The 22,787-nt window shown below is 28.4% G+C and carries 21 protein-coding genes; 8 read left to right on the top strand and 13 right to left on the bottom strand.

What is annotated here, in order from left to right:
• Positions 1–50: 50 nt before the first annotated feature.
• The 9 genes from BUB33_RS05170 to BUB33_RS16735 form a co-directional block, all read right to left on the bottom strand.
• On the bottom strand, positions 51–1,517 hold the full coding sequence (locus BUB33_RS05170; RefSeq protein WP_072973917.1) for a DUF445 family protein: 1,467 nt from the start codon (positions 1,515–1,517) through the stop codon (positions 51–53).
• A 56-nt stretch (positions 1,518–1,573) separates the two neighbouring features.
• Positions 1,574–3,451, bottom strand: a complete 1,878-nt coding sequence (gene htpG, locus BUB33_RS05165; protein WP_072973915.1) for a molecular chaperone HtpG — start codon at positions 3,449–3,451, stop codon at positions 1,574–1,576.
• A gap of 109 nt (positions 3,452–3,560) precedes the next feature.
• Positions 3,561–4,073 carry a hemerythrin domain-containing protein gene (locus BUB33_RS05160; RefSeq protein ID WP_072973913.1) on the bottom strand — a complete coding sequence of 171 codons (513 nt, stop codon included), beginning with the start codon at positions 4,071–4,073 and terminating at the stop codon, positions 3,561–3,563.
• On the bottom strand, positions 4,066–4,311 hold the full coding sequence (locus tag BUB33_RS05155; protein ID WP_072973911.1) for a GIY-YIG nuclease family protein: 246 nt from the start codon (positions 4,309–4,311) through the stop codon (positions 4,066–4,068). The genes BUB33_RS05160 and BUB33_RS05155 overlap by 8 nt, the downstream gene beginning before the upstream one ends.
• Positions 4,312–4,365: 54 nt before the next feature.
• Positions 4,366–4,698, bottom strand: a complete 333-nt coding sequence (locus tag BUB33_RS05150) for a DUF6530 family protein (protein WP_268807664.1) — start codon at positions 4,696–4,698, stop codon at positions 4,366–4,368.
• 47 nt (positions 4,699–4,745) lie between these two features.
• A complete protein-coding gene (locus BUB33_RS05145; protein WP_072973909.1) occupies positions 4,746–5,429 on the bottom strand; it encodes a hypothetical protein in 684 nt (227 codons plus the stop codon).
• Between the two features lie 76 nt (positions 5,430–5,505).
• Positions 5,506–6,072, bottom strand: coding sequence for a TetR/AcrR family transcriptional regulator (locus BUB33_RS05140; RefSeq protein WP_072973907.1), 567 nt, complete (start codon positions 6,070–6,072; stop codon positions 5,506–5,508).
• 88 nt (positions 6,073–6,160) lie between these two features.
• On the bottom strand, positions 6,161–7,000 hold the full coding sequence (locus tag BUB33_RS05135; protein WP_084725188.1) for a metallophosphoesterase: 840 nt from the start codon (positions 6,998–7,000) through the stop codon (positions 6,161–6,163).
• A gap of 92 nt (positions 7,001–7,092) precedes the next feature.
• The gene (locus BUB33_RS16735; protein ID WP_268807663.1) at positions 7,093–7,227 is read right to left on the bottom strand and encodes a hypothetical protein; all 135 of its coding nucleotides are present in this window, start codon (positions 7,225–7,227) and stop codon (positions 7,093–7,095) included.
• A gap of 183 nt (positions 7,228–7,410) precedes the next feature.
• Between BUB33_RS16735 and BUB33_RS05130 the strand changes: the two genes are divergently transcribed.
• From BUB33_RS05130 to BUB33_RS05120, 3 genes are all read left to right on the top strand, one after another.
• Positions 7,411–8,643 carry an aminopeptidase gene (locus BUB33_RS05130; RefSeq protein WP_072973905.1) on the top strand — a complete coding sequence of 411 codons (1,233 nt, stop codon included), beginning with the start codon at positions 7,411–7,413 and terminating at the stop codon, positions 8,641–8,643.
• Between the two features lie 147 nt (positions 8,644–8,790).
• Positions 8,791–9,171 carry a DUF4183 domain-containing protein gene (locus BUB33_RS05125; protein ID WP_072973903.1) on the top strand — a complete coding sequence of 127 codons (381 nt, stop codon included), beginning with the start codon at positions 8,791–8,793 and terminating at the stop codon, positions 9,169–9,171.
• 145 nt (positions 9,172–9,316) lie between these two features.
• Positions 9,317–12,421 (top strand): DUF4183 domain-containing protein, encoded by a 3,105-nt coding sequence (locus BUB33_RS05120; protein WP_072973901.1) that lies wholly within the window; start codon positions 9,317–9,319, stop codon positions 12,419–12,421.
• Positions 12,422–12,464: 43 nt separating this feature from the next.
• Here BUB33_RS05120 and BUB33_RS15700 read toward each other — a convergent pair whose 3' ends face one another.
• Positions 12,465–13,499, bottom strand: coding sequence for a L,D-transpeptidase family protein (locus BUB33_RS15700; RefSeq protein WP_084725186.1), 1,035 nt, complete (start codon positions 13,497–13,499; stop codon positions 12,465–12,467).
• Between the two features lie 185 nt (positions 13,500–13,684).
• Here BUB33_RS15700 and sufC point away from each other — a divergent pair, with 185 nt between their 5' ends.
• The 5 genes from sufC to sufU are packed head-to-tail and all read left to right on the top strand — an operon-like array spanning position 13,685 to position 18,580.
• Entirely contained in the window at positions 13,685–14,440 is a 756-nt protein-coding gene (gene sufC, locus BUB33_RS05105) for a Fe-S cluster assembly ATPase SufC (RefSeq protein ID WP_072973899.1), read from the top strand.
• An 11-nt stretch (positions 14,441–14,451) separates the two neighbouring features.
• A complete protein-coding gene (gene sufB / locus BUB33_RS05100) occupies positions 14,452–15,858 on the top strand; it encodes a Fe-S cluster assembly protein SufB (RefSeq protein WP_072973897.1) in 1,407 nt (468 codons plus the stop codon).
• A gap of 11 nt (positions 15,859–15,869) precedes the next feature.
• On the top strand, positions 15,870–16,922 hold the full coding sequence (sufD, locus tag BUB33_RS05095; protein WP_072973895.1) for a Fe-S cluster assembly protein SufD: 1,053 nt from the start codon (positions 15,870–15,872) through the stop codon (positions 16,920–16,922).
• The gene (locus BUB33_RS05090) at positions 16,915–18,153 is read left to right on the top strand and encodes a cysteine desulfurase (RefSeq protein WP_072973892.1); all 1,239 of its coding nucleotides are present in this window, start codon (positions 16,915–16,917) and stop codon (positions 18,151–18,153) included. The genes sufD and BUB33_RS05090 overlap by 8 nt, the downstream gene beginning before the upstream one ends.
• Complete coding sequence (gene sufU, locus BUB33_RS05085; RefSeq protein ID WP_072973889.1) at positions 18,143–18,580, top strand: Fe-S cluster assembly sulfur transfer protein SufU; 438 nt, start codon at positions 18,143–18,145, stop codon at positions 18,578–18,580. Before BUB33_RS05090 ends, sufU begins: the two co-directional genes overlap by 11 nt.
• Positions 18,581–18,587: 7 nt before the next feature.
• On the opposite strand, the gene BUB33_RS05080 is transcribed toward sufU, so the two are convergent.
• The 3 genes from BUB33_RS05080 to BUB33_RS05070 form a co-directional block, all read right to left on the bottom strand.
• Complete coding sequence (locus BUB33_RS05080) at positions 18,588–20,162, bottom strand: ABC transporter transmembrane domain-containing protein (protein WP_072973887.1); 1,575 nt, start codon at positions 20,160–20,162, stop codon at positions 18,588–18,590.
• Between the two features lie 16 nt (positions 20,163–20,178).
• Positions 20,179–21,282, bottom strand: coding sequence for a radical SAM/SPASM domain-containing protein (locus tag BUB33_RS05075; RefSeq protein ID WP_072973885.1), 1,104 nt, complete (start codon positions 21,280–21,282; stop codon positions 20,179–20,181).
• Positions 21,283–21,508: 226 nt separating this feature from the next.
• Positions 21,509–22,717 (bottom strand): radical SAM protein, encoded by a 1,209-nt coding sequence (locus BUB33_RS05070; protein ID WP_072973883.1) that lies wholly within the window; start codon positions 22,715–22,717, stop codon positions 21,509–21,511.
• Between the last annotated feature and the right edge of the window lie 70 nt (positions 22,718–22,787).

The following is a 22,787-nucleotide window of genomic DNA, read 5'->3' as shown; positions in this document are numbered from 1 at the left end:
ATATATATTAAATCTACCAAATATTATATTAAAAATCAAATTAAATTATCTTAATATAACATTTGAATTAAAGGGGACAATAGACCTAATATACCTCCCAGAAGAGCACCTAACCATGTAATAGCCTTTAATTCTTTATTAGCTATTTCTAAAATTAGGTCTTCTGCAAAATCTACATCAAAACTATTAATCTTATCCTCAACAATCTTTGATACATGAAAAATTTCAATAATACGAGGAAGCTCATGTATAGCAAATTTATCAAAAATAGTTCTAACAAAATCATAAACATTCACAAATGTATCTTCATCTATTTTTTCACCTATAAAAGACATTGGCTTATTTAAAAATTGTTCAATTATATCTTTAGTAAAAATAGATATGCTTTCTTCCAGTTTATCTGAATTTAATATTGTATCTATATTCCTATTTAAATAGTTTATAATCTTCTCCTTAGTATCTAACTCTGAATCTTTTAATTTATACTGTATTGTTTCTAACAGGATATTATAATTTTCTTTATTAAAAATATATTTAAGCAAAACATCTATACTTTTCATTGGCATTTCATTATCCATACTGTTTGTTAGACTTTTTGCTATTTCCGAAGTCTTAGATTCTAATAACTTATGGATAGAAGACTTAACTATCATAATTATACTATCATTAGCTTCTTCACTTTCTATATATTTTTCAATCATATTAAACACTTTATCAGAAATTAAATCCGGGCTAATAAAGGCTGCTATTAGCTTATTTACATTTTGAAAAACTAAATCTGAAATTGAATTCTTAATTTTTATTTGGATATTAGGATCTTTAAATCCATCTTTTATACTATTTCCTATGTGATTCCCATTTTCATCAATATATTTGTCTATTGAGATTAATATATCCTTAGGAATTAATTCACATATCTTTCTCTCATCTTCAGTAAATTCCTTTAGCTTTAATTCTAGCTTATTTGCTAATCCATCCTTTAACTCATGAGAATTAGATAGCTGCAATAATATTTCTTTTAGCCTTTCATCTACTGCCCTATATACCTCTTCGGAATTAATATCATTTATTTTATCTTCAACTAATTTAAATATCGTGGATTTAATATGCTTCCCTCTAATCTGAGAAATAATTATACCCCTAAAACTATTTTCTATCCTCTCTATAAAGCTATGATAATTTTCATTTAATAAATTAAATAAAATTTCTTTTATTGAGTGATTACTTTTTTTTAATTTACTTACCCTGTCCTCTAACCATAGCCTAATTTCTTTATCCTTATTTTCATTAGATAGGGATTCAACTATGGTTTCAGGTGATAATAAATAAACTCCTACTGTTTCCCCTATACTTTTAGCTATTCTATGTCTTTCTTTAGGTATAAGCCCTGGTGTAAATGGTACCTTTACTCCCATTATTTTCTTTTCATAATGGGGTCTAAATAACATTTTTATGGCAAGCCAATTTGTAAAATATCCTATAGTAGCGCCAACAATAATTGGTATTAATATCTTCATACTTTTCTCCTTTCAAAAACAACAGGAGCGGTCCATCTCAAAACCGCCCCTTAATATTACATAAGTTCACATATATTATTTGTAAATTCAATAGGGTCTTCTATAGGTAATCCTTCTATTAATAAAGCCTGATTATATAATAAATTAGTATAAAGTTTTAGTTTATCCTTATCATTTTCATAGGCAGATTTTAATGTATCAAATACATGATGGTTTATATTAATCTCTAATATCTTATTTGCTTTTATACCGTTACTATCTGGCATTTGACTTAAAATTTTTTCCATTTCTATTGAAAGATCTCCTTCACTGGATAGACAAACAGGATAGTTCTTAAGTCTCTTAGATGGTCTAATATCCTTTACTTTCTCTGATAAGGTTTCTTTCATAAATGAAAATAGATCCTTGTTTTCTTCTATTTCCTTTTCATTATCCTGATCATTTTCATCAGATTCTATACCTAAATCCCCTGATGATACAGACTTAAATTCCTTTTCTTTATATTTCATCAGCATCTTAATTGCAAATTCATCTATATCATCGGTGAAATATAGGATTTCATAGCCTTTATCTTTTACTAATTCAGTTTGTGGTAATTTATCAATTCTTTCAACAGATTCTCCAGCTGCATAGTAAATATATTTTTGCTCCTCTGGCATCCTACTTACATACTCATCTAATGTAACCATTTTCTTTTCCTTTGAAGAATAGAAAATAAGCAAATCTTGTAATACTTCCTTGTGCATTCCAAAGTCACTATAAATTCCAAATTTCAATTGCTTACCAAAACCCTGAAAGAATTCTTCATATTTTTCTCTTTCATTTTTTAATAATAGACTTAATTCATCTTTAATCTTATCTTCAATTTTCTTGGCAATTAATTTTAACTGTCTGTCATGCTGTAATATCTCCCTAGATATATTTAAAGACAAGTCCTCTGAATCCACTATGCCTTTTACAAAACTAAAATAATCTGGAAGTAAGTCAGCACATTTATTCATAATAAGTACTCCATTGGAATATAGCTCAAGTCCTTTTTCATACTCCTTTGTATAAAAATCATAAGGAGTTTGACTTGGTATAAATAATAGAGCATTATATCTTACAACACCATCAACAGATAGATGAATTGATTTTATTGGTTCATCGAATCCAAAATGCTTTTCTGCATAGAAATTTTTATAATCTTCTTCTGTTAGTTCATTTTTATTCTTCCTCCAGATTGGAACCATACTATTTATTACTTGCTCTTCTTGATACTCTTCGTATTCATCTTCTGAACCTTCTTTTAATTTACTCTTTGTAATATCCATTTTAATAGGATATCTAATAAAATCAGAATATTTTTTTATAATTCCTCTTAATCTATACTCTTCTAAAAATTCATCATAGTTCTCGTCTTCTGTATTTTCTTTGATTTTTAATATTATATCTGTTCCAATAGTATCTTTTTCTGTAGGCTCTATGGTATATCCTTCTGCCCCTTCTGATTCCCATTTATATCCTTCATCAGAGCCAAAGGTTCTACTTATAACTGTTACTTTGTCTGCTACCATAAATGCAGAGTAAAAACCAACACCAAATTGACCAATTATATCAAATCCATCTTTTAATTCATTTTCATTTTTAAAAGCAAATGAACCACTATTTGCAATTACACCAAGATTTTGTTCCAAATCTTCCTTTGACATTCCAATTCCTGTATCAGATATGGTTAGTGTCCTATTATCTTTATCAGCAAATATTTTGATATAATAATCATCCTTATTGAAACTAATATTTTCATCAGTTAAAGCCTTATAATAAATTTTATCAATGGCATCAGATGAATTGGAAATCAGTTCTCTTAAAAATATCTCTTTATGTGTGTAGATTGAATTTACCATTAAATCAAGCAAACGCTTGGACTCTGCCCTAAATTCCTTTTTTTCCATAGATATCTTCCCTTTCCTTTTTACTATTGTAAATATTATTAGCACTCTAAGTATTGGAGTGCTAATAATATTTATATATCATATTTATTTTTTCATGTCAACATCTAAGCTACTTATTTTTTAATCTATTAAACATAATGCTCTCTATGGCTATATGCTCTATTAACCCTTCTCCCATTTCTTTTAATTTGTTATAGGTATTTACATAGGTTGGGCAACCCGTTGATGGAACTAGATAATTTTTTGTAACCTTGTTAATCCCCTCTATTAGTTCAACTATTTCTTTATTATCACCTTCCACATTCTCAACTATTTTCATTATATCTCCCAATAACTCTTCTGAAGGCTCCTTTTCATAGTCCATTATCATATAAAATAATGCCCTTTCTTCCTTTATAATATGTGATTCTAATATGGTCTTTAATTGTCCAAATAATCTATGAACCTTTTCTAAAATATCTCCACTATCTTCAAAATGAACTTTAAATATTGTATATACTAATTTTTCTATTTCTGGCAATTCCTTTTTTAATTTAATATGATAATTTCTCAAAATATGCTCTATTATTTCAGAGTATCTTACTATTTGCCAATCTACATTTTCATTATTTAATTTAGCCATCATATCTCTCCTTCAAATGTTCTCTTATAGATATAATGATACCCTGTTGTAAATTAACTAACCCTAGAATATATAAATTGCTTTCACCAAAGTCATCCCAATCCTTTTGTAATTCCTTATTTGGATGACTTCCCCACTTTAACTGAAATATTTCTCTATTCATTCTGATTTTTAAGTCCTGAGTAGCTTCAATGTAATACTTATTATTTGAATTAGAACGAATAATAAATATTCCCATATCTGATTTGGTTTACAAATACTGTTCCTTTAGCTCTTTTTTCCTATCCATCAACTAATACCCCATCTCTTTTAATATTCTAGACAAAGTTCTAAGTCTCTCACCAATAAGCTCACTATCATTACTTAAAACCTGACTAAATAATTTTATATCCTCATCTATCTTTTCATTGTCTGTACATATGGAAACTGTCATAGCATCACCTTGTAATCCAACTCTGTCTATTATAGGGTTTTCAGTATCATATAATTTATCATATCTATATGCTTCCCTAAAATGTTCTAATGCTCTACAAACTAAAATTGATAAATCAAGAACTCTATGGATAGGTAATTCTTCAGATTGTCTAGACCATTTTTCTCCTGTATATCTCCTTTGACTTTTTATGTCAATATAAAATGCTTCTAGACTATTAATAGTCTAGAAGCATTTTATCAACCCTGTATTATCTTATTTTTCTTATTAAATCTAAACTCTTTATACCCCATAATCACTACCCAAACATAAGCAAGAGTCTTTGGTATCATTAAAATTCCAATCAATGGAATTGTATTAGCCCATAATACAACAGGTATATAAAAACCAAAGGATAATATTATTGCCAACCACATAAATTTAAAATTATTATCATCATGCTTTTTAGCTTCACAATAAAAAATCCATATGATAATGATTCCCATAATGGCAAATGGAATATTTCTATATATTCCCCATAAAACAGGTGCATTAAAATTTAACCAATCATTTTGAGGAAAAAAACATAATGCTATTCTTATAATACTTAAAATATAGATTGAGAATGTAAGTCCTCTACGTCCTTGAATCTTGTAACGCTGTCTCCATATATGGTATAAAATCACATAAAATATAGTCATAGTAATAGATGTTATAAGCTTTCCTATACCAAGTATATTAGCATTATCTTCCAAACCAGTTGTAAACAAAGCATATGATCTAGGTATTAAATGAAATGAATCACCTATTCCTAATACAACTGCCATAATACCAAATAACTTAAATTCATTGTTATCTTTACTTTTAAATATCATTACCATACCTATGGTAATAACCCCTAGTAAATAAACTATGTCAAATAATGTTTCCATAATTGCCTGCATAATAATCACTCCTTATATAATATTCATGAACATTGTTCACCAATGTTTAAATTAAAAATCATACTTTAGTATGATCTTAATTTGACATTATTTTCTTTAAAATTGTTATAAAAAAACTTATATCTTCCTCTTCTTTTCTAAGCATTGTAAGCATATTTTCAAAAATAAACTGTGCCATTTTTTCTTTTGAAAATTCTTCAGACCATGGATACCCTTTTAAATCATTATCCATATCTATTAATGTTTTAATTCTAAAAGAAATTTTTTCAAAATATTTATTTTGCCTTTGTTTTCCTAATATCTTTTCTTGGGTTTTTAGTAATGAAAGCTGTTCCAACCAATTTTCTTTGAATTTATGAAGATAATGATACAATATACTATAAATCTCTTTTAAATTATCATAAAAACTTCTATAAGAAAAACTTTTCCAATCAACATTTGCAAAAGCACCTTCCCAAAATTCTTCAATAACAGCTACTAATAAATCTGCTTTTGAAGGAAAATAGTTATATACTGTACCTACAGCAATACCACTGCTCTTAGCAACGGCACGAATATTTATATTGGAAATACCTTGTTTCATAGCAATATCTTTAGCTTCCGATAAAATAATATCCTTGTAATTTTTATTATAGTTATCCATATTTTATTTCACCTCATGAACACCGTTCATATATAGTATAATAATTATTTCTTATTGTCAACATCTTTTTATTTAATAAAACAACACTCTATTTCCCTTGTATATCAATAACCACTATTTCTGGTGGGTTAAATATTCTAGGCAATCTTGGATTGAAGGACACCCCTCTACTTACAACATGAGTATAATTTTCATGCTCATATAATCCACCAGCATATTTTGGAAAGAATCCTTGATCTGGAGCAAAAAGTCCATTTAATATAAAAGGGATTCGTAACTGCCCACCATGGGAATGACCTGAAAGTACCATATCAAAAGATAAAGAATTATATAAATTAACTTCTTCTGGTCTATGAGATAATAATATATTATAACTTGACGAACTATCTATATTTAAAAATGCTTCATAAATTTCTTCATGCCAGTCAGACTTGGGTCTCTTATATCTAATTATATATGGGTCATCTACTCCCCCTATAACTAGTTTAATTCCATTTATATTTACTTCCTTATAATCATTTTCCAAAACATTGATATTAAAAGACCTAAAAATTTCTTTAATATTATCTACTTCCCCTGTCCAAATTTCATGATTACCTGTTACGTAAAATACAGGTGCTATATCTTTTATAGCTTTTAAAAACAGCTCAGTACCTTCTATAGGAACCATATCATCTGCAATATCACCAGCTAAAGCAATTATATCTGGATTTTGCTTTTTTATCTTATTTGCAATTTTACTTTGATTTTTACCATATATATGACTATGTAAATCAGATATAAGCACTATTCTTATGGACTGATTACCTAAAAGTTTATCTGTTTTAACCGTATATTTCCTTGTAACAAGCCCATTATAGAAACCTAATAAAGTAAAAATAATGAGCAGAACTAATCTAACTTTAGATTTTCGTTTTTGTTTAATCATATAGCCTCCAATGTACTTTAAAAAATATAATATCTATCCTCCATATATTATATTTTATGACAGTAAAAAATGGGTTACATATATATTACAAATTAAACTACATATTGTACTGGACTACTTCTCGGTATATTGTTCATACACGTGGCAAGGGAACCACTCTTATGCTCCTTGAGAAATTCGGATATTAAAATCTTTAATTCTTCTGCCGATACTTTTTTATCTTTCACTTAATCACTCCTTATTAATATTCTAAAATTATCCATAACTCTACCACTTTACTTCTCTATATATAGTATTATTTTCCTCTTCTTGTAAATTATTCTTTAAGATACTTGGCATAAGGACTATAATGATAATAAAGGATTAATTGCTAAGAATAGGTATAAACTAAATTATATAAGGAGGTTTCTATGAATAATTTTGAATATAATCTTGAAAAGTATGCTGAGCTTGCTGTAAAAGTTGGAGTTAATTTAAAAGAAAAGGAAGGTCTGATAATAACAGGTAATACTCATACCTTACCCCTTGCAAGATTAATAATGAAAAAGGCATATGAATTAGGAGCAAAGCATGTAGAATTTCAACTAAATGATGATGAAATGAGTTTAATAAGATTTAAATATGGAAAAGATTATGTATTTGAAAATTTTCCAGAGTGGAAAGCAAATTCCCTTGAAGCTATGTACAAGGACAATTATCATCATATTTTCATTCTTGCTTCTGACCCTGAATTATTAAAGGATATAGATGGAGAAATAGTTGCTAAAAGTCAAAAGTCAGCATCTCAAGCAATGTCACCTGTAATGAAATATAGAATGACTGGACTTACCAAATGGAATATAATAGCTATGCCATCAGCTTCATGGGCAAAGTCAGTATTTCCTGATTTAGATGAAAAAAATGCCATAGAAAAACTTTGGAAAAATATTTTTGCTGCAACTAGAGTTGATGAAGAAGATCCAATAAAGGCATGGGAAACACATGATAAAAATCTAAAAAAATATAGGAACTTTTTAAATGAAAAGCAATTTGAAAAGTTGGTATTTAAAGGGCCTGGAACTGATTTGGAAGTATACTTAGCCAATGGACACTATTGGATGGGCGGGGCAAAAATAAGTCAATCTGGAGATTCCTATGTAGCCAATATTCCTACGGAAGAAGTCTTTACTACTCCACACCGTTTAAAAGTAAATGGTACTCTAAGAGCTACAAAACCTCTAAGTTTAAATGGAAAACTTGTAGATAATTTTGGTTTTACTTTTAAAGATGGTAAAGTAGTAGATTTCTATGCAGAAAAGGGATATGATGTTTTAGAAAAACTTATGGAAAATGATGAAGGTGCTAAATATTTAGGAGAAGTTGCCTTAGTACAAGACGATTCCCCTATATCAAATACTGGTATACTATTTAATGAAACCCTATTTGATGAAAATGCCTCCTGTCATTTTGCCCTAGGTCGTGCTTATGCCTATGCCATGAGAGATGGATCACATATGACTCAAAAAGAGTTAATGGATAAAGGTGCTAACTTTAGTTTAATCCATGTGGATTTTATGGTAGGTGGGCCAGAACTCAATATTACAGCATATGAAAAAGATGGTAATATAGTTAAATTGTTTGAAAATGGAAACTGGGTGTTTTAGAAAATATAAAATTTTCACCTATTTATTATAGGTTTTCTAACCTCTAACTCTATAATAATATATTTAGACATGAGTAACAAATTAATAACTTGTCTAATATACTAGAATATAGACAGATTTAAAGTTCAATAGAGGGGAGGATAAATCATGGCTACAAAATTATTCAAACTTGCAATAGATGCTGTTACAACAACTGATACTGATCTTAAGCCAGAAATCAAACAATATTTTTATGAATTAAGAGAAGATGAAAGAACTGGTAGTACCCTTACTATCCCAGCTAATCAGTTTATAGATGACGCTGGTAATGCTATAACAGGAAATCTGACAACCAAATCTACAGACAATGGATATTATCTGTTATTTATCAATGGAACATTACAACAATCTAGTCTATTTACAGTTAGTGCTGATGGCTCTCAAGTTGTTATTACTGAAGCAGCTACAGTTCCCGTTGGTGCACCAATTACCTTAATTGTAAACAACTTTGCTCCAGCCTCTGATTCTACAACTACAATAACAACTTAATTATCATATTTGAGGATGTGCTATAAATTGCACATCCTTTTAGATTTATCCAATTATTTATTTTGGTTTTAAAGAACTCATTTTTATTATATACATAAGATAATGAAAGAAAATATCTTATATCTTTATTTTTGGAGTGATAATTATGTTTAAAGATAAACTTTCTAAAATTATTTCTTGTTTAAGAAATAAAAAAAAATCTTTTAATTCTGAAAAACAACTATTATGTGCAGATGTTTATCAATACAATACATTGTCTGATGGAATAAAAAGAATTTATACAAATGATGATGAGTTAAAAGAATATGGTAATAAAGATATTCTTGATCCCAGTAAAGTATCTTATTTTGACTTATTTATCAATGGAGTATTGCAACCAAAGGTAAACTATGAGATTCATAAAGGACTTCTTGTCTTAAATACAGAAGATATCCCCCCAAAAGGTACTACTATTATCATTAATTTTATTACCTTTAAGAAGGGTATTTCAAAGAAACTTAATTCTGCCATAGTAGATAGCAATATTCCTTCTGGATATATATCAACTGAACCTGTGACTGACATGGATATTAATATTGGAGATAATGTAAAGTCCTATCTAAAACTAAAGAAAATTATTATGTCAGGTCCCCAATGTATTTTTACAGGACATATATCCAGTTGGGAGTTCACACTATTAATAAGCAATATAGAAAATATACCAGTAAACAATATTATTGTCACAGACAATATTCTGATAGACTCTATTTTAGACATACAAAATCTTTCCTCATCTCATGGTCATATCCTTATAAAAAACAAAATGATTACTTGGAATATAGATGTTTTAAATGTAGGAGAATCTGCAGCTGCAAGTTTTAAAGTGAATGGTTATTTTAAATGTAGTGGAATTCGTTTTATCAGCAGAAGTTTCTCAACTGGAAATAGTTCACTAGGTCATGTAAAAACAGATATTATTTCTAGTATTCCAATAGAAGTTATCAAAGGATTAGATATTACCAATACTCTTACATCAGGTTCAATGGAGATAAACATTGGAAAAGTCGGTGCTTGGAGAATAGAAATAAAAATAGCTAATCTTAGTGATAATAATATATTAAATATTGTTGTAACAAATACTTTGCTTATTGAAAATATCAATAATATTAAGATTGTTAGTTTATCTCAAGGAACTGCTGACTTATCTGGGAATGAAATCCTTTGGAAAATTGATATACTAAAAAGTCTTGAAACTTCCCTTCTAGTTATAGATATAGCAGGGTCATTTTCAATGGATGGTTTTAGAAACTTATGTACTTCTTCAGTAGTAGGAAATATATCTACTGGTAAAATACTTGCAGGTCCTTCACAGGATTTTAAAATAATAGTCTTTCCACCTGGCAACCCACCAAAAGAAAAATTGCTACTTGAAAATTCTGTATTAAATAAACCTTTAGCTGCCTTCTCCAATAAATTTAAAAGATGGAGATTTTCTCTAAAAGTTACTAATCTGACAAATAATATTTTAGAAAATATTATTGTTACAAATTATTCTCTATTTGATGAACTCCATAATATCAGTATTCTATTTGTATCATGGGGACATGTTTCCATATTTAACAACTCTATTATTTGGAATATTGAAGAACTTCCTCCAAATAAAACCTTAACAGCTATCTTCGAAATAGAAGGTCTTTTTACTGCTACTGGACTACGCTCTCTAAACAAGACCATTGCTTTAGGGTTAGATCCAAATTCAAATACTTGTATACTATCAAATATATCTTCTGGGGCATCTATAAAAATCTTAGATTATTTACATGACTTCAAGAATACTTCTATCATTGTCAACAAAGTTTATTCTCAATATCAACAAAAAAATTGCTTTAAATGTATAAGTATAGATATAGGTGATAATAACTTTAAAAACATTAAATTCAAATCAGGATTTATTATAAAAAACAGTCTAGTAATAACTAAAATAAAAGATAGAATAAACTGTAAAAGAGTTGAATTTGTCTTGAGAATACCCTTTGAAATAACTACTACAGATAATACTGTTATCAAAGGACATCTTCCTGATATAGTTAAGGATATTATTATGTTTATACCAGAAGCAAGAGATGAACTTTCATTTAATATTGTAGTAGAGACTAATTCAAAGCTTTTGAAAACTCCTATTAAGTCAGATAATCAATTAAACTTTCCAGTAGGCATATTTATTATTATTAAGGCAATAGGAAAGGTTCAGATATTAATACCTAGTTTTGAATTTTATCCAGAAACTTCATATTGCCAAGATTTTATTGAGAATTCAAACTGTAGCTTTTTTAAATCTAAAGATTTTCCTAATTTTTTTCCATCTCCAGATAATTTATATATTAGAAAGAAATCATTAAATACCAATTTAGATAATAGATGTCCCTCTATATTCGGTAATTTAATCATTAAAAAATATATTGTATCAGGTCCTATTGAGATTAATAACAATATCTCTTATACATGGAAAATAGAAATTCATATATTAAATAACGGATACGGTCCTCTTAGCAATGTGATTATGACGGATACCTTATTCTTAGATAATTTAGTTAATGTTAACATCATAAGCTTAACTCAAGGTACTGCCTCCTTGGAAAATAATCAAATAATCTGGCATATAGGAAGCCTAAATTCTAATGGTATAGTTGTACTAGGGGCAGAAATTACTGGCTCATTTAATAATAACAGTTATAAAATTCTCAGTGCAGAAAACTACCAATATAATACAATTTCAAATGGAATTAAGAAAGAGTTTAACAACAATGACGAAATAAAAACATACGGTAATCAAGGAATTCCTGACCCAAATCAAGTTTCCTATTTTAATCTCTTTATTAATGGAGTATTACAGCCAGAAACAAACTATATAGTAAAACCAGGTACTTTAACACTAAAGACAGCAGATATTCCTCAAGAAGGTGTACCCATTATCCTACAGTCTCTAAAAATAAAAGATGAAAACAATCAAATTCTTAAAGCAGAAACTTATCAATTTAATACACTTGCTTGTAAAAAAATAATTTATACCAATAAAGATGAGTTGACTATGTATGGTAATAGAGGAATTCTTAACCCCGAAGAGATTTCTTATTTAATTCTTTTTATAAATGGTGTAAGTCAACCCAAAACTAATTATATAGTTGAAACAGGCATGCTTATATTAAGAACAGAATGTATGCCAGTAGAAAATTCACCTATTTGTATAAAATTTATTTCTTTATTCCTATAAATTAACCATCTTTTATATGGAATTTGTGACTTTTTTACCTTTTCTAGTAATTAATTTTAAATATAGCACCATATTCTCTAAGCTTTGTTTCATTTCCTATCCATACAGGTGTTCCTTTATCAATTAGATTATACAAGGCTTCTACATCTTCATTATACATTCTAACACAGCCTAATGAAATGTATTTGCCAATACTATTCTTGTTAGAATTTCCATGTATGCCATAGGAGCCTCCTCCCCTTATACTTAACCCCATCCATCTCTTACCAAGGGGATTATTTGGCTCTCCTCCCTTTATAGGTTTATGTTTTCCTGCCCCTCCCCATGCTGGGTTTACATATTTTGTTACTATAGTAAATTTCCCTTCTGGAGTATATTCTGGCAACTTCCCTGTTGCAACAGGATATTTCTTTACTATTTTTTTCTCCCTTATATGGTATAAGGTATTACTGCTTTTATTAATTATTATAAAATCTCCTATTGATATTTCTGAAGTAAATTCTACTTCTATTTCTGAAATACTTATCTTATTTAATTCCATATCTTCATTTATCTTTTGATATGTATTTTTCCCAACTATACCATCAGATTGCAATCCATTCTCTTTTTGATATCTAGCTACAATATTTTTTGTTTTATTATCAAAATAATAACCATCTACTATATCTGTATATCCCTTTTTCTTCAAGAAACTTTTAAGCTTCAAAACCTCATCACTAGATATGCCTTCTCTTAGCATTAATCCATTAATATCAAATTTTATAATTTCTGCTTTCTGTTCTTCCTGGACTTCTTCAGGAAGGATTTCCTTAATTTCTTTATCTATTTCTTCTTGCCTTTCTTCTTGAATATCTTCCTCAACTTCTTCCTGTTTTTTTATTATGACTTCATCCTTAGAACCTTCCTTTAATCCTTCTATTAAGCCCTGAATACTATCTGCTTTTTCTTCTGATTCATCTTGAAACACTATACTCTCTATAATATTTATTTCCCCATTATTCATATCTCCATTTACTGGATCACCTAACATAATTGGGGGAAGTATCATAAACATTAATATATAACTATTTAAGCCCATTTTAATCCTCTCCTTTTCAGATATAAGTTCTCTTAAATTGTATTTTCATATTGGAAAATTTATGAGTTAAAAATTACAATAATTCCTAGTAAATTGGTAGGTTTACTTTTAAAAATTAGTGGTATAATTATATAAATGATAATTATTATCATTTATATAATTTATTTCATGTAAAGGAGATTTTTATGGCAAAAAATTTATTAAATATAAATAGCTTGAAGGTAAATATAGAAGGTAAAGAAATATTAAAAGGACTTAGTTTACAGGTCAGAGAAGGAGAAACTCATGTTATCATGGGACCTAATGGAGGTGGAAAATCTACTTTAGCATATACATTAATGGGACATCCAAAGTATGAAATTACAGGTGGAGAAATAGAATTTGAAGGAGAATTAATAAATAATCTAAAGGCTGATAAAAGAGCTAAAAAAGGAATATTTTTATCCTTTCAATATCCAGAAGAAATACCTGGTGTTACTGTAGAAGAGTTTTTGAGAACTGCAAAAACATCAGTTTCAGGGGAAATACAAAAGCTTATCCCCTTTAAAAAGCTATTGAAAGAAAAAATGGAGCAGCTAGAAATGAAAGAAGAATATGCATCTAGATATTTAAACCTTGGATTCTCAGGAGGCGAGAAAAAGAAAAACGAAATTCTACAGATGTCTATTTTAGAACCTAAGCTTGCTATTCTAGATGAAACAGACTCTGGTCTTGATGTAGATGCCATAAGAATAGTAGCAGAAGGTGTAAAAAAAATCAAAGATGAGAAGAACTCCATTTTGGTAATAACTCACTATAATAAATTATTAGATTATCTTAACCCAGATTATATCCATATATTACTTGATGGAAAAATAGTCAAAACTGGTGGAATAGAATTAGCCAAAGAAATTGATGAAATGGGATATGAAAATATTAAATCAGAGTTTTCCATTAAATAGAGGTGAGAAATATGGAAAGAAAAAAAACATTTATCAAAGATATTAATAGGAGAATTTATGATATAAAAAATGATTTTTCTTATAAATATAAATCTGATAAGGGATTAACTCCAAAGATAATAAGGGAAATATCAAGAGAAAAAGACGAACCTGAATGGATGACTAATTTTAGATTGAAATCATTAGAAATATATAATAGTAAGCCAATGCCTATTTGGGGAGTAGATTTATCAGAACTGGATATGGAAAATATAATAACCTATATTAAACCCGATGCTGCTATGAAACATAGTTGGGATGATGTACCTGAAGATATAAAAAAAACCTTTGAATTATTAGGTCTTCCTCAAGCAGAAAGAGAATCTTTAGCTGGAGTGGGAGCACAGTATGATTCGGAAGTTGTATATCATAATATCAGACAAGAATTAGTAGACCAAGGAGTAATATATACTGATATGGAAACAGCGTTAAAGGAATATGAAGATATAGTTAAAGAATACTTTATGAAACTTGTTCCCCCTAATGACCATAAATTTGCGGCTTTACATGGAGCAGTTTGGTCAGGAGGTTCCTTTGTCTATGTACCAAATGGAATCCAAGTAGATATTCCACTGCAATCATACTTTAGACTTAATGCACCAGGAGCTGGACAATTTGAGCATACCTTAATAATTGTAGAAAAAGGAGCAAACCTTCACTTTATTGAAGGCTGTTCAGCACCAAAATATAAGGTAAACAATCTTCATGCTGGTTGTGTAGAACTTTTTATAAAGGAAAATGCAAGTTTGAGATATAGTACCATAGAAAACTGGTCTAGAAATATGTATAATCTAAATACCAAAAGAGCTGTAGTAGATAAAAATGGTACTATTGAATGGGTTTCAGGTTCCTTTGGTTCCAAGGTTTCCATGCTATATCCTATGAGTATATTAAGGGGAGAAGGTGCAAGATCAGAATTTACAGGAATTACCTTTGCAGGAAAAGGGCAGCATTTAGATACTGGTACCAAGGTTGTCCATGCAGCTCCACACACAACATCAACAGTTAATTCTAAATCCATCTCTAAAGATGGAGGTTATGCATTTTATAGAGGACTACTTAAAGTAGCTAAAGATGCATATGGCTGCAAATCATCAGTATCTTGTGAATCATTGATGCTCGATAATAAGTCTAAATCAGATACTTTGCCAATAATAGAATTGAATAATGACAATATAGATATAGGTCATGAAGCTAAAATAGGTAGAATTAGCGATGAAGCTATTTTTTATCTTATGAGTAGGGGAATTAGTGAAGAAGAAGCTAAAGCCATGATAGTTAGGGGCTTTGTAGAGCCAATAACTAAGGAACTCCCCCTTGAATATGCAGTTGAATTAAATAATTTGATTAACATAGAGCTAGAAGGCACTATTGGATAAGGAGTGATAAAATGCTTTGGAAAAGAATTGGATTAGAAGATTTTGAATTTCCTAAGGTTGCAGATTATAAAAAGGATTATATAAAACTTGAAAATAGTCTTCCCCCTGGAGTTGAGTTAATAAAAATAACTGAAGATGCAGATGACTATTTTAATATAGATGGAATTCAAGGGTTAGGTGATAAATTTATTTCCTTCGCTAAAGAATTTTATAATAGTGGTATAGCTTTATCCCCTTCTAGAAACACCAAAATTATCGCCCCTATAAAAATTGAATTTAATATAGATGATAAAAATCCTATTGTTATAGATAAAAATATTATTATAGCTGAATCAGGTAGTGAGATAACCTTAGTTATTGACTATAGCTCTAGTGAAAAAGTAGAAGGCTTTCACAATGGACTTACTGTTGTATATGCAAAAGAAAACTCTGTAGTCAATATAATAAAAATTCAGAGGATGAATGATATTTCATGTAATTTTGATTCAAATATTGCTTTTGTAGAAGGACAAGGCAAAGTAAATTGGCTCTCAGTAGAGTTGGGGAGTAATATTAGTGGTTGTAACTATACCACCTTTTTAGAAGGTGAAGCCAGTGAGTCCAATCTTTCATCTATATATTTAGGAGATGGTACACGTAAAATGGATTTAGGCTATTCCATGATACACCAAGGTTCTAGAAGTATAAGTACAATTGAAACTAAAGGAGTTCTCAAAGATAAATCTCGAAAAGTATTTAGAGGAAATCTTGATTTTAAAAGAGGAGCTAGGCATTCTAAGGGAACTGAAGAAGAATATGTAATACTGCTTGATCCCACGGTGAAATCTGACTCTATCCCCGCATTATTATGTGATGAAGATGATGTAGAGGGAGAACATGCTGCAAGTGCAGGACAAATTGATGAAAATAGACTTTTTTATCTTATGAGCAGAGGATTAGATGAAAGAGAAGCGAAAAAGCTAATTATAGAAGCATCCTTTAGACCAGTAATTGATAAAATACCCTTGGAAAATTTACGCAAATTAATTAGTAATGAAGTTGATAGGAGACTTATAAATGATTAAACTAAATCCCCAAGAAATAAAAAAAGATTTTCCTATATTTAATCAAAAAATAAACGGTAATAGATTGGTATATTTAGACAATGGTGCTACAACACAAAAACCTATACAAGTTATTAATTCCATAAATGATTACAACAAAACCTCTCATGGCAACCCTCATAGGGGGGCTCATCAACTCAGCATAATGGCTACAGAAGAATATAATTTAGCTAGAGAAAAGGTAAGAGAATTTATAAATGCTAAGTATATAGAAGAAATTATCTTTACAAGAAACACTACTGAATCCATTAATCTAATTGCCAATTCCTATGGAATGGAATTTATAAAAGAAAATGACGAAATACTCTTAGCAATCTCGGAACATCATAGCAATATACTTCCTTGGCAAAGGATAGCAAAAGAGAAAAAAGCAATTTTAAAATATATGTATTTAAATGAAGAGGGAAGAATTCCTCCAGAAGAAATAAAGAAAAAATTAACTAATAAAACAAAGATTGTATCTATTGCACAGATGTCTAATGTCCTTGGAACTATTCATCCTTTAGGCGAAATAATAGACTATGCTCATAAAATAGGCTCCATAGTTATAGTAGATGGTGCCCAAAGCACTCCTCATATTCCAGTAGATATTCAAGATCTGGATGCAGATTTCTTTGTTTTTTCTGCCCATAAAATGTTAGGTCCTATGGGAATAGGAGTATTATATGGTAAGAAAAACTTATTAGAAAATATGCCTCCATTTTTAATGGGAGGCGATATGATAGAATATGTTTATGAACAGGAAGCTACATTTGCCCCCCTTCCATATAAATTTGAAGCAGGGACACAAAATGTAGAAGGGGTTATAGGACTTAAAACAGCCATTGATTATTTACAAAAAATAGGATTAGATAATATCCATAATCACGAAAAAATCCTAGTAGAATATGCTCTAGAAAAAATGCTAAGTATACCCTATGTAAATATACAAGGACCTATAGATTTGGAAAAACGAGGTGGAATAATATCCTTCACCATAGACGATATACATCCACATGATGTGGCGTCTATTTTGGATTCCTATGGTGTTGCCCTTGGGGCAGGACATCATTGCTGTCAGCCTTTAATGAGATATATTAATATTCCTGCAACTTCAAGGATAAGCTTCTATCTCTATAATACAAAAGAAGATATAGATCAATTTATTGAAGGAATTAAAAATGTAAGGAAGTGGTTAGGCTATGGATCTTAATTCAATATATACAGAACTTATTATGGAGCATAATAGAAGTGGACACAATAAAAAGCCCTTATTAAATCCAGATATTACTGAAAATGGTCATAATCCTAGCTGTGGTGATGATATTAGTTTACAATTAAAACTTAATGGAAATATAATAAAGGATGCTTCATTTACTGGAACTGGATGTGCCATATCTCAAGCATCTACATCTATGATGATAGACTTGATAAAGGGCATAAATATAGAAGAAGCACTAAATTTAGTGGAACTCTTTATAGGAATGATTAAAAAAGAAATCAATGATGAAAATGAACTAGAAAAATTAGAAGATGCTATGGTTCTTCAAAATATTTCTAATATGCCTGCCAGAGTAAAATGTGCAGTTTTATCATGGCATACACTGAAGGAGGCTATTAACAAAATAAAGATGGTTTAAACCATCTTTATTTTGTTTTTTCACTAATAGCTACTGTTTTCTTGCTTATATCCAATATATAATCTGCTAAATAATCTAAACTTTCATCATGCATTACTGCCACTATCGTTTTCGTTCCTTTTATTGAATCTAAATATTTTACAACATTATTCTGAGTCATCTTATCCAAATTTAACATAGGCTCATCTAAAAACATATAATCACTTGGTTGGGATAAAACTCTTAATAAATTCAATTTCTGTTGTTGTCCAAAACTTAAATTCACAGGATTATTAGTTATTTCTTTCCTGTCAAAATCTATATTCAACATTTTATAAACTTTAGGTTCCGGCTCAATACCCAATAGATTATCTTTAAAACCTCCATTAACAATAAGAATAGGATAAGTTAAGTAACTATAATTATCTATATCTTTAGATATAGATAGATTTCCCTGACCAAATTCTTTTGCTAAATTTCCTGTTATATAATTTATTAACATTGATTTACCACTGCCATTTTCACCCTTTATTATTACAAATGAATTTACTGGTATATCAATACTTCCCATTCTAAATAATAAATCTGTCTTCTCATTGTTTTTATACATACTAAAACCATTTGAGCTAATTAGAGTATCTGAAGTTCTTATATCTTCAAACCCAGATGATTCTTTCGACTCTTTCTCTAATAAGTCTATTCTATTAATATTGGCTTGATTAGCTTGCTTTCTTACAATAGTTGATACTAATTCAGAAATAGGTCTTGAAATGAAATTAATTAATTGATATAAAAACAATACCTGTCCAACTGTCAATTTTGAATTAAAACCCATATAAGCTGAGATTGATAAAATTAAAATACTATAAAACTTTGTTATAATCTCAGGTATACTGGTAGATAATATTTCATACAGCTTAAATCTTGTTACAAAATCTAAATACTTATAGGATGATGAATTAAATCTATTTATAAACACTTTCTTTGTTTTAGAAATATTTATCTCTCTTTTTGATTCAATTATACTTCTAGTTTCATTTAAGAACAAATCTTGAGTAGGTAATCCCTTTTCTTGATACTCTGCAATAAGTTCACTAGGCTTAGAGGAAGCAAATAATGCTAATGGGATATATAGCATAAAAAGAATTCCTATAACTTTATTAATATAAAATATAACTCCTATCACAAATATAACAATCATTAAATTTGAAACCCAGCGAACGTATAATTCAATTGCAATACTCCCGTAAGAAAAGGCTGAGTTAGTAACTACATTGTAATAGAACCCTTTATCTTTCTTACTATAATTTTTATAGTTTAAATTTAAAAGGTTAATCAAAGCATTTTTAGATATATCAATAGAAGCAATCAATTCATTTCTAATAGGTAGGTATTTTCCCAAAAGTATTGTTGTGAAACTACTAACCATTGCTATAAAAACTGCAGCAATTATCCAATATTTAAATAAATATATTTTATTCCCTATTAGTACCTTATCTATTAGGAAAGATATGTTATATGAAAAACAAATAACTACAAAAGAATTAAAAAATAATCCTAATGCCAAAAGAAGATGTTTAGTCTTTCTTTTGTAACTTTTCATAATTCACCCTCATTAATTAAATTATATTATCTAACATATTCAAAGTCAGTCTCAACTCATCTAAAATCATTTCTTTGCAATTAGAAACATGTAAATCGTTTGCCACAAAACATCCTCTCGAACATATATATTTATATTTACACTCATTGCATTTGTCATTATGTTTATTATTATATTCCTGTATAGCTTGTATCTTTCTAGTATTTAGGCAATAGTTTGTTTCGTTAAACTTACCTATAATTAAATTTTTATCCTCAGGACAAGTGTATATATCTTTAGTATTAAAATCCAATACCCATGTATTTCCGGCTTCACATCTATTACATGATACTCCTTCTTCATTTAATATTCCTATTATTTTATTCAGCATATTAGAATTAATAGATATATTTAAATTTTCATATTTATTTAAATTACCAATACCATTAATATAATTCATGAAATCTATTTGAGAATATGAATAATTCGTATGCAATACCCTATTTAATATAATATTCATTCTTGGGGTGTTTGAAAATCTACTATTAAAATATTCCAGTGTATTAATTAAATCTCCATTATTATTCTGGTCAATATTAATCTGTATTGATACATCTTTATCTGATAATTTATACATTTCAACAACGTTAATCAAATAATCATATGTATATTTATTAGTAATACGTCTTTTATTATGAAAATCCTTAGTTCCATCTATAGTAATTATGATATTTTTAAATTGTTCATTAGCCAGTACAATATTCTTTATCTTGTCCGTATGATATCCATTAGTATATACATTAACTGTGGTGGGATATATAAACTCTAAAAATTCTAATACATTTTTAATATTTTCTTCTAATAATGGCTCTCCTCCAAATAAATAGATTTCATCGAAGTAGTTTAATATCTTTTTTAAAAATTTATAGTAATCATCTAAATTATCTATAGGATTCTGTCTATAATCATGATTCTGATAACAATATACACAATTTATATTACAACTAGAATTAAATTTCACATAAAGTTTTCTCAAAACTGGCTTCAATTCCAAGTTAATAGGATAAATTCTATCCGAAACTCTCATACTTTTATTATCTAAATCCAAATATACTCTTTGACCCCTAAATTTAAAATACATACTTTTTCCTCCAGTAACAATATAACAATAATCTGTTATTTTAATATAAGATATAAATCCTCTTAAAATAGAGGATTTATATCTTGATTTGTATAGCTAACATATTACTACGCCACTACAACAATGTCCTGCTGTGTAGAAATTACTCTTTAAAGTTTTTTTACTCCTTACAAGTACTTTCATACTATAATTACCTCCTTTATATTTATTATTTAAGCTAAAATAGCTAAAATTGCTCTCTAACAATAAAGGTTAGAAGATCATCTAATACAACTTTTTCTGGTATACATCCAGAAAATCCTAATTCTCTCTTAACTTCACATCCACCCATACATAGTGGAAGAACCTTACATTCACTACATTCTTCAGGATAAGGAAAATCTTTTCTTTCATTAATTATATTGCTTACGGTGAATTCATATTCCATACTATCATCCTTTCCAGTACATGATAGAAGCTCAAGCTTAGGAGATAAGTAGTATGCATTTTTTGTTACAAAAGGACATGGATTTGGTAAACTATTTGGAATAAGAATATCTTTACCACATAATTGGAGAGTCTTAAAACATTCCAAATAAGCCATGCAAAATTCATCATAACTAAGCATTTCGAATTCAGCATCTAAAGAATGCTTTTCCATTTGTGAAAATACAAAAGATATACGTTCCAAATATTTTGAATACCTTTTAGTCAGATATTTTATTAATTCACTAGCTTCCAAAACATTTTCTTTACATAAATTAATTCTAAAAATAATTCTAGAGTTAATTCTATCTATAATATTATCTATATTAGATATTATTTTATCAAAACTATTAAAATTAGATTTTCTTAAATGATTATGAGTATCTTTCATCCCTTCAATCGTAATTTGAATTGTTTCAAAATTAATTTGAATAATATTTTCAATATCTAATAAATATCCATTTGTTACTAAATAAGGTAAGTATAATATATGGAGCTTATCACACATCTTCTTGAATTCATTATGTAAATGTAACAGGATATTATAATTGAGCAACGGTTCTCCACCAAAATATGATATTCTCAATTCTTTATAGTTATTTATTTCAAGTAGTGTTTTTACTTTCTCTAATAATTTATTTGCTTCTTTAATTGTCATTTCAACTGGATTTCGAGTTTGATAACAATAAACACAATTAAAATTACATTTCTCAGTTAATGATAACGTTATATCTAGGCTAAAAAAATCATTTTTCACATTATAACCAACTTCCTCTATTAACTCCTTAAATTCATCAACCTCATTATCTATTAGATATCCCTGTTCAATTAATTCATTATAATATTTAGGCATATCTAGTAGATTAGAATTATCAACCTCTATTAAACCATTTTCTTTACAATTAAATACAAATTCCCTATTGTCTACTTTAAAGTGATGATTATAAATTGATTCTTTTAATTTAATCATTTTTCCACCTCTTAAAGATTTTATTTTATATCATTATGGTATAAGCTCAGAATATTGCAATTATTTTGAT

The organism is Tissierella praeacuta DSM 18095 (assembly GCF_900128955.1).
Classification (GTDB): Bacteria; Bacillota; Clostridia; order Tissierellales; family Tissierellaceae; genus Tissierella; species Tissierella praeacuta.
The sequence above is the reverse complement of the archived record's forward strand: the minus strand, read 5'-3'. Positions and strand labels throughout refer to the sequence as shown.

Bases quoted from the DNA above. Each gene is read 5' to 3' on its own strand.
- BUB33_RS05155 (WP_072973911.1), bottom strand. From the start codon at position 4,311: ATGGGAATATTTATTATTCGTTCTAATTCAAATAATAAGTATTACATT.
- BUB33_RS05140 (WP_072973907.1), bottom strand. From the start codon at position 6,072: ATGGATAACTATAATAAAAATTACAAGGATATTATTTTATCGGAAGCT.
- BUB33_RS05125 (WP_072973903.1), top strand. From the start codon at position 8,791: ATGGCTACAAAATTATTCAAACTTGCAATAGATGCTGTTACAACAACT.
- BUB33_RS05080 (WP_072973887.1), bottom strand. From the start codon at position 20,162: ATGAAAAGTTACAAAAGAAAGACTAAACATCTTCTTTTGGCATTAGGA.
- sufB (WP_072973897.1), top strand. From the start codon at position 14,452: ATGGAAAGAAAAAAAACATTTATCAAAGATATTAATAGGAGAATTTAT.
- BUB33_RS05120 (WP_072973901.1), top strand. From the start codon at position 9,317: ATGTTTAAAGATAAACTTTCTAAAATTATTTCTTGTTTAAGAAATAAA.
- BUB33_RS05135 (WP_084725188.1), bottom strand. From the start codon at position 7,000: ATGATTAAACAAAAACGAAAATCTAAAGTTAGATTAGTTCTGCTCATT.
- BUB33_RS05145 (WP_072973909.1), bottom strand. From the start codon at position 5,429: ATGCAGGCAATTATGGAAACATTATTTGACATAGTTTATTTACTAGGG.
- BUB33_RS05130 (WP_072973905.1), top strand. From the start codon at position 7,411: ATGAATAATTTTGAATATAATCTTGAAAAGTATGCTGAGCTTGCTGTA.
- sufC (WP_072973899.1), top strand. From the start codon at position 13,685: ATGGCAAAAAATTTATTAAATATAAATAGCTTGAAGGTAAATATAGAA.
- htpG (WP_072973915.1), bottom strand. From the start codon at position 3,451: ATGGAAAAAAAGGAATTTAGGGCAGAGTCCAAGCGTTTGCTTGATTTA.
- sufD (WP_072973895.1), top strand. From the start codon at position 15,870: ATGCTTTGGAAAAGAATTGGATTAGAAGATTTTGAATTTCCTAAGGTT.
- BUB33_RS05160 (WP_072973913.1), bottom strand. From the start codon at position 4,073: ATGGCTAAATTAAATAATGAAAATGTAGATTGGCAAATAGTAAGATAC.
- BUB33_RS05090 (WP_072973892.1), top strand. From the start codon at position 16,915: ATGATTAAACTAAATCCCCAAGAAATAAAAAAAGATTTTCCTATATTT.
- sufU (WP_072973889.1), top strand. From the start codon at position 18,143: ATGGATCTTAATTCAATATATACAGAACTTATTATGGAGCATAATAGA.
- BUB33_RS05170 (WP_072973917.1), bottom strand. From the start codon at position 1,517: ATGAAGATATTAATACCAATTATTGTTGGCGCTACTATAGGATATTTT.
- BUB33_RS05075 (WP_072973885.1), bottom strand. From the start codon at position 21,282: ATGTATTTTAAATTTAGGGGTCAAAGAGTATATTTGGATTTAGATAAT.
- BUB33_RS15700 (WP_084725186.1), bottom strand. From the start codon at position 13,499: ATGGGCTTAAATAGTTATATATTAATGTTTATGATACTTCCCCCAATT.
- BUB33_RS05070 (WP_072973883.1), bottom strand. From the start codon at position 22,717: ATGATTAAATTAAAAGAATCAATTTATAATCATCACTTTAAAGTAGAC.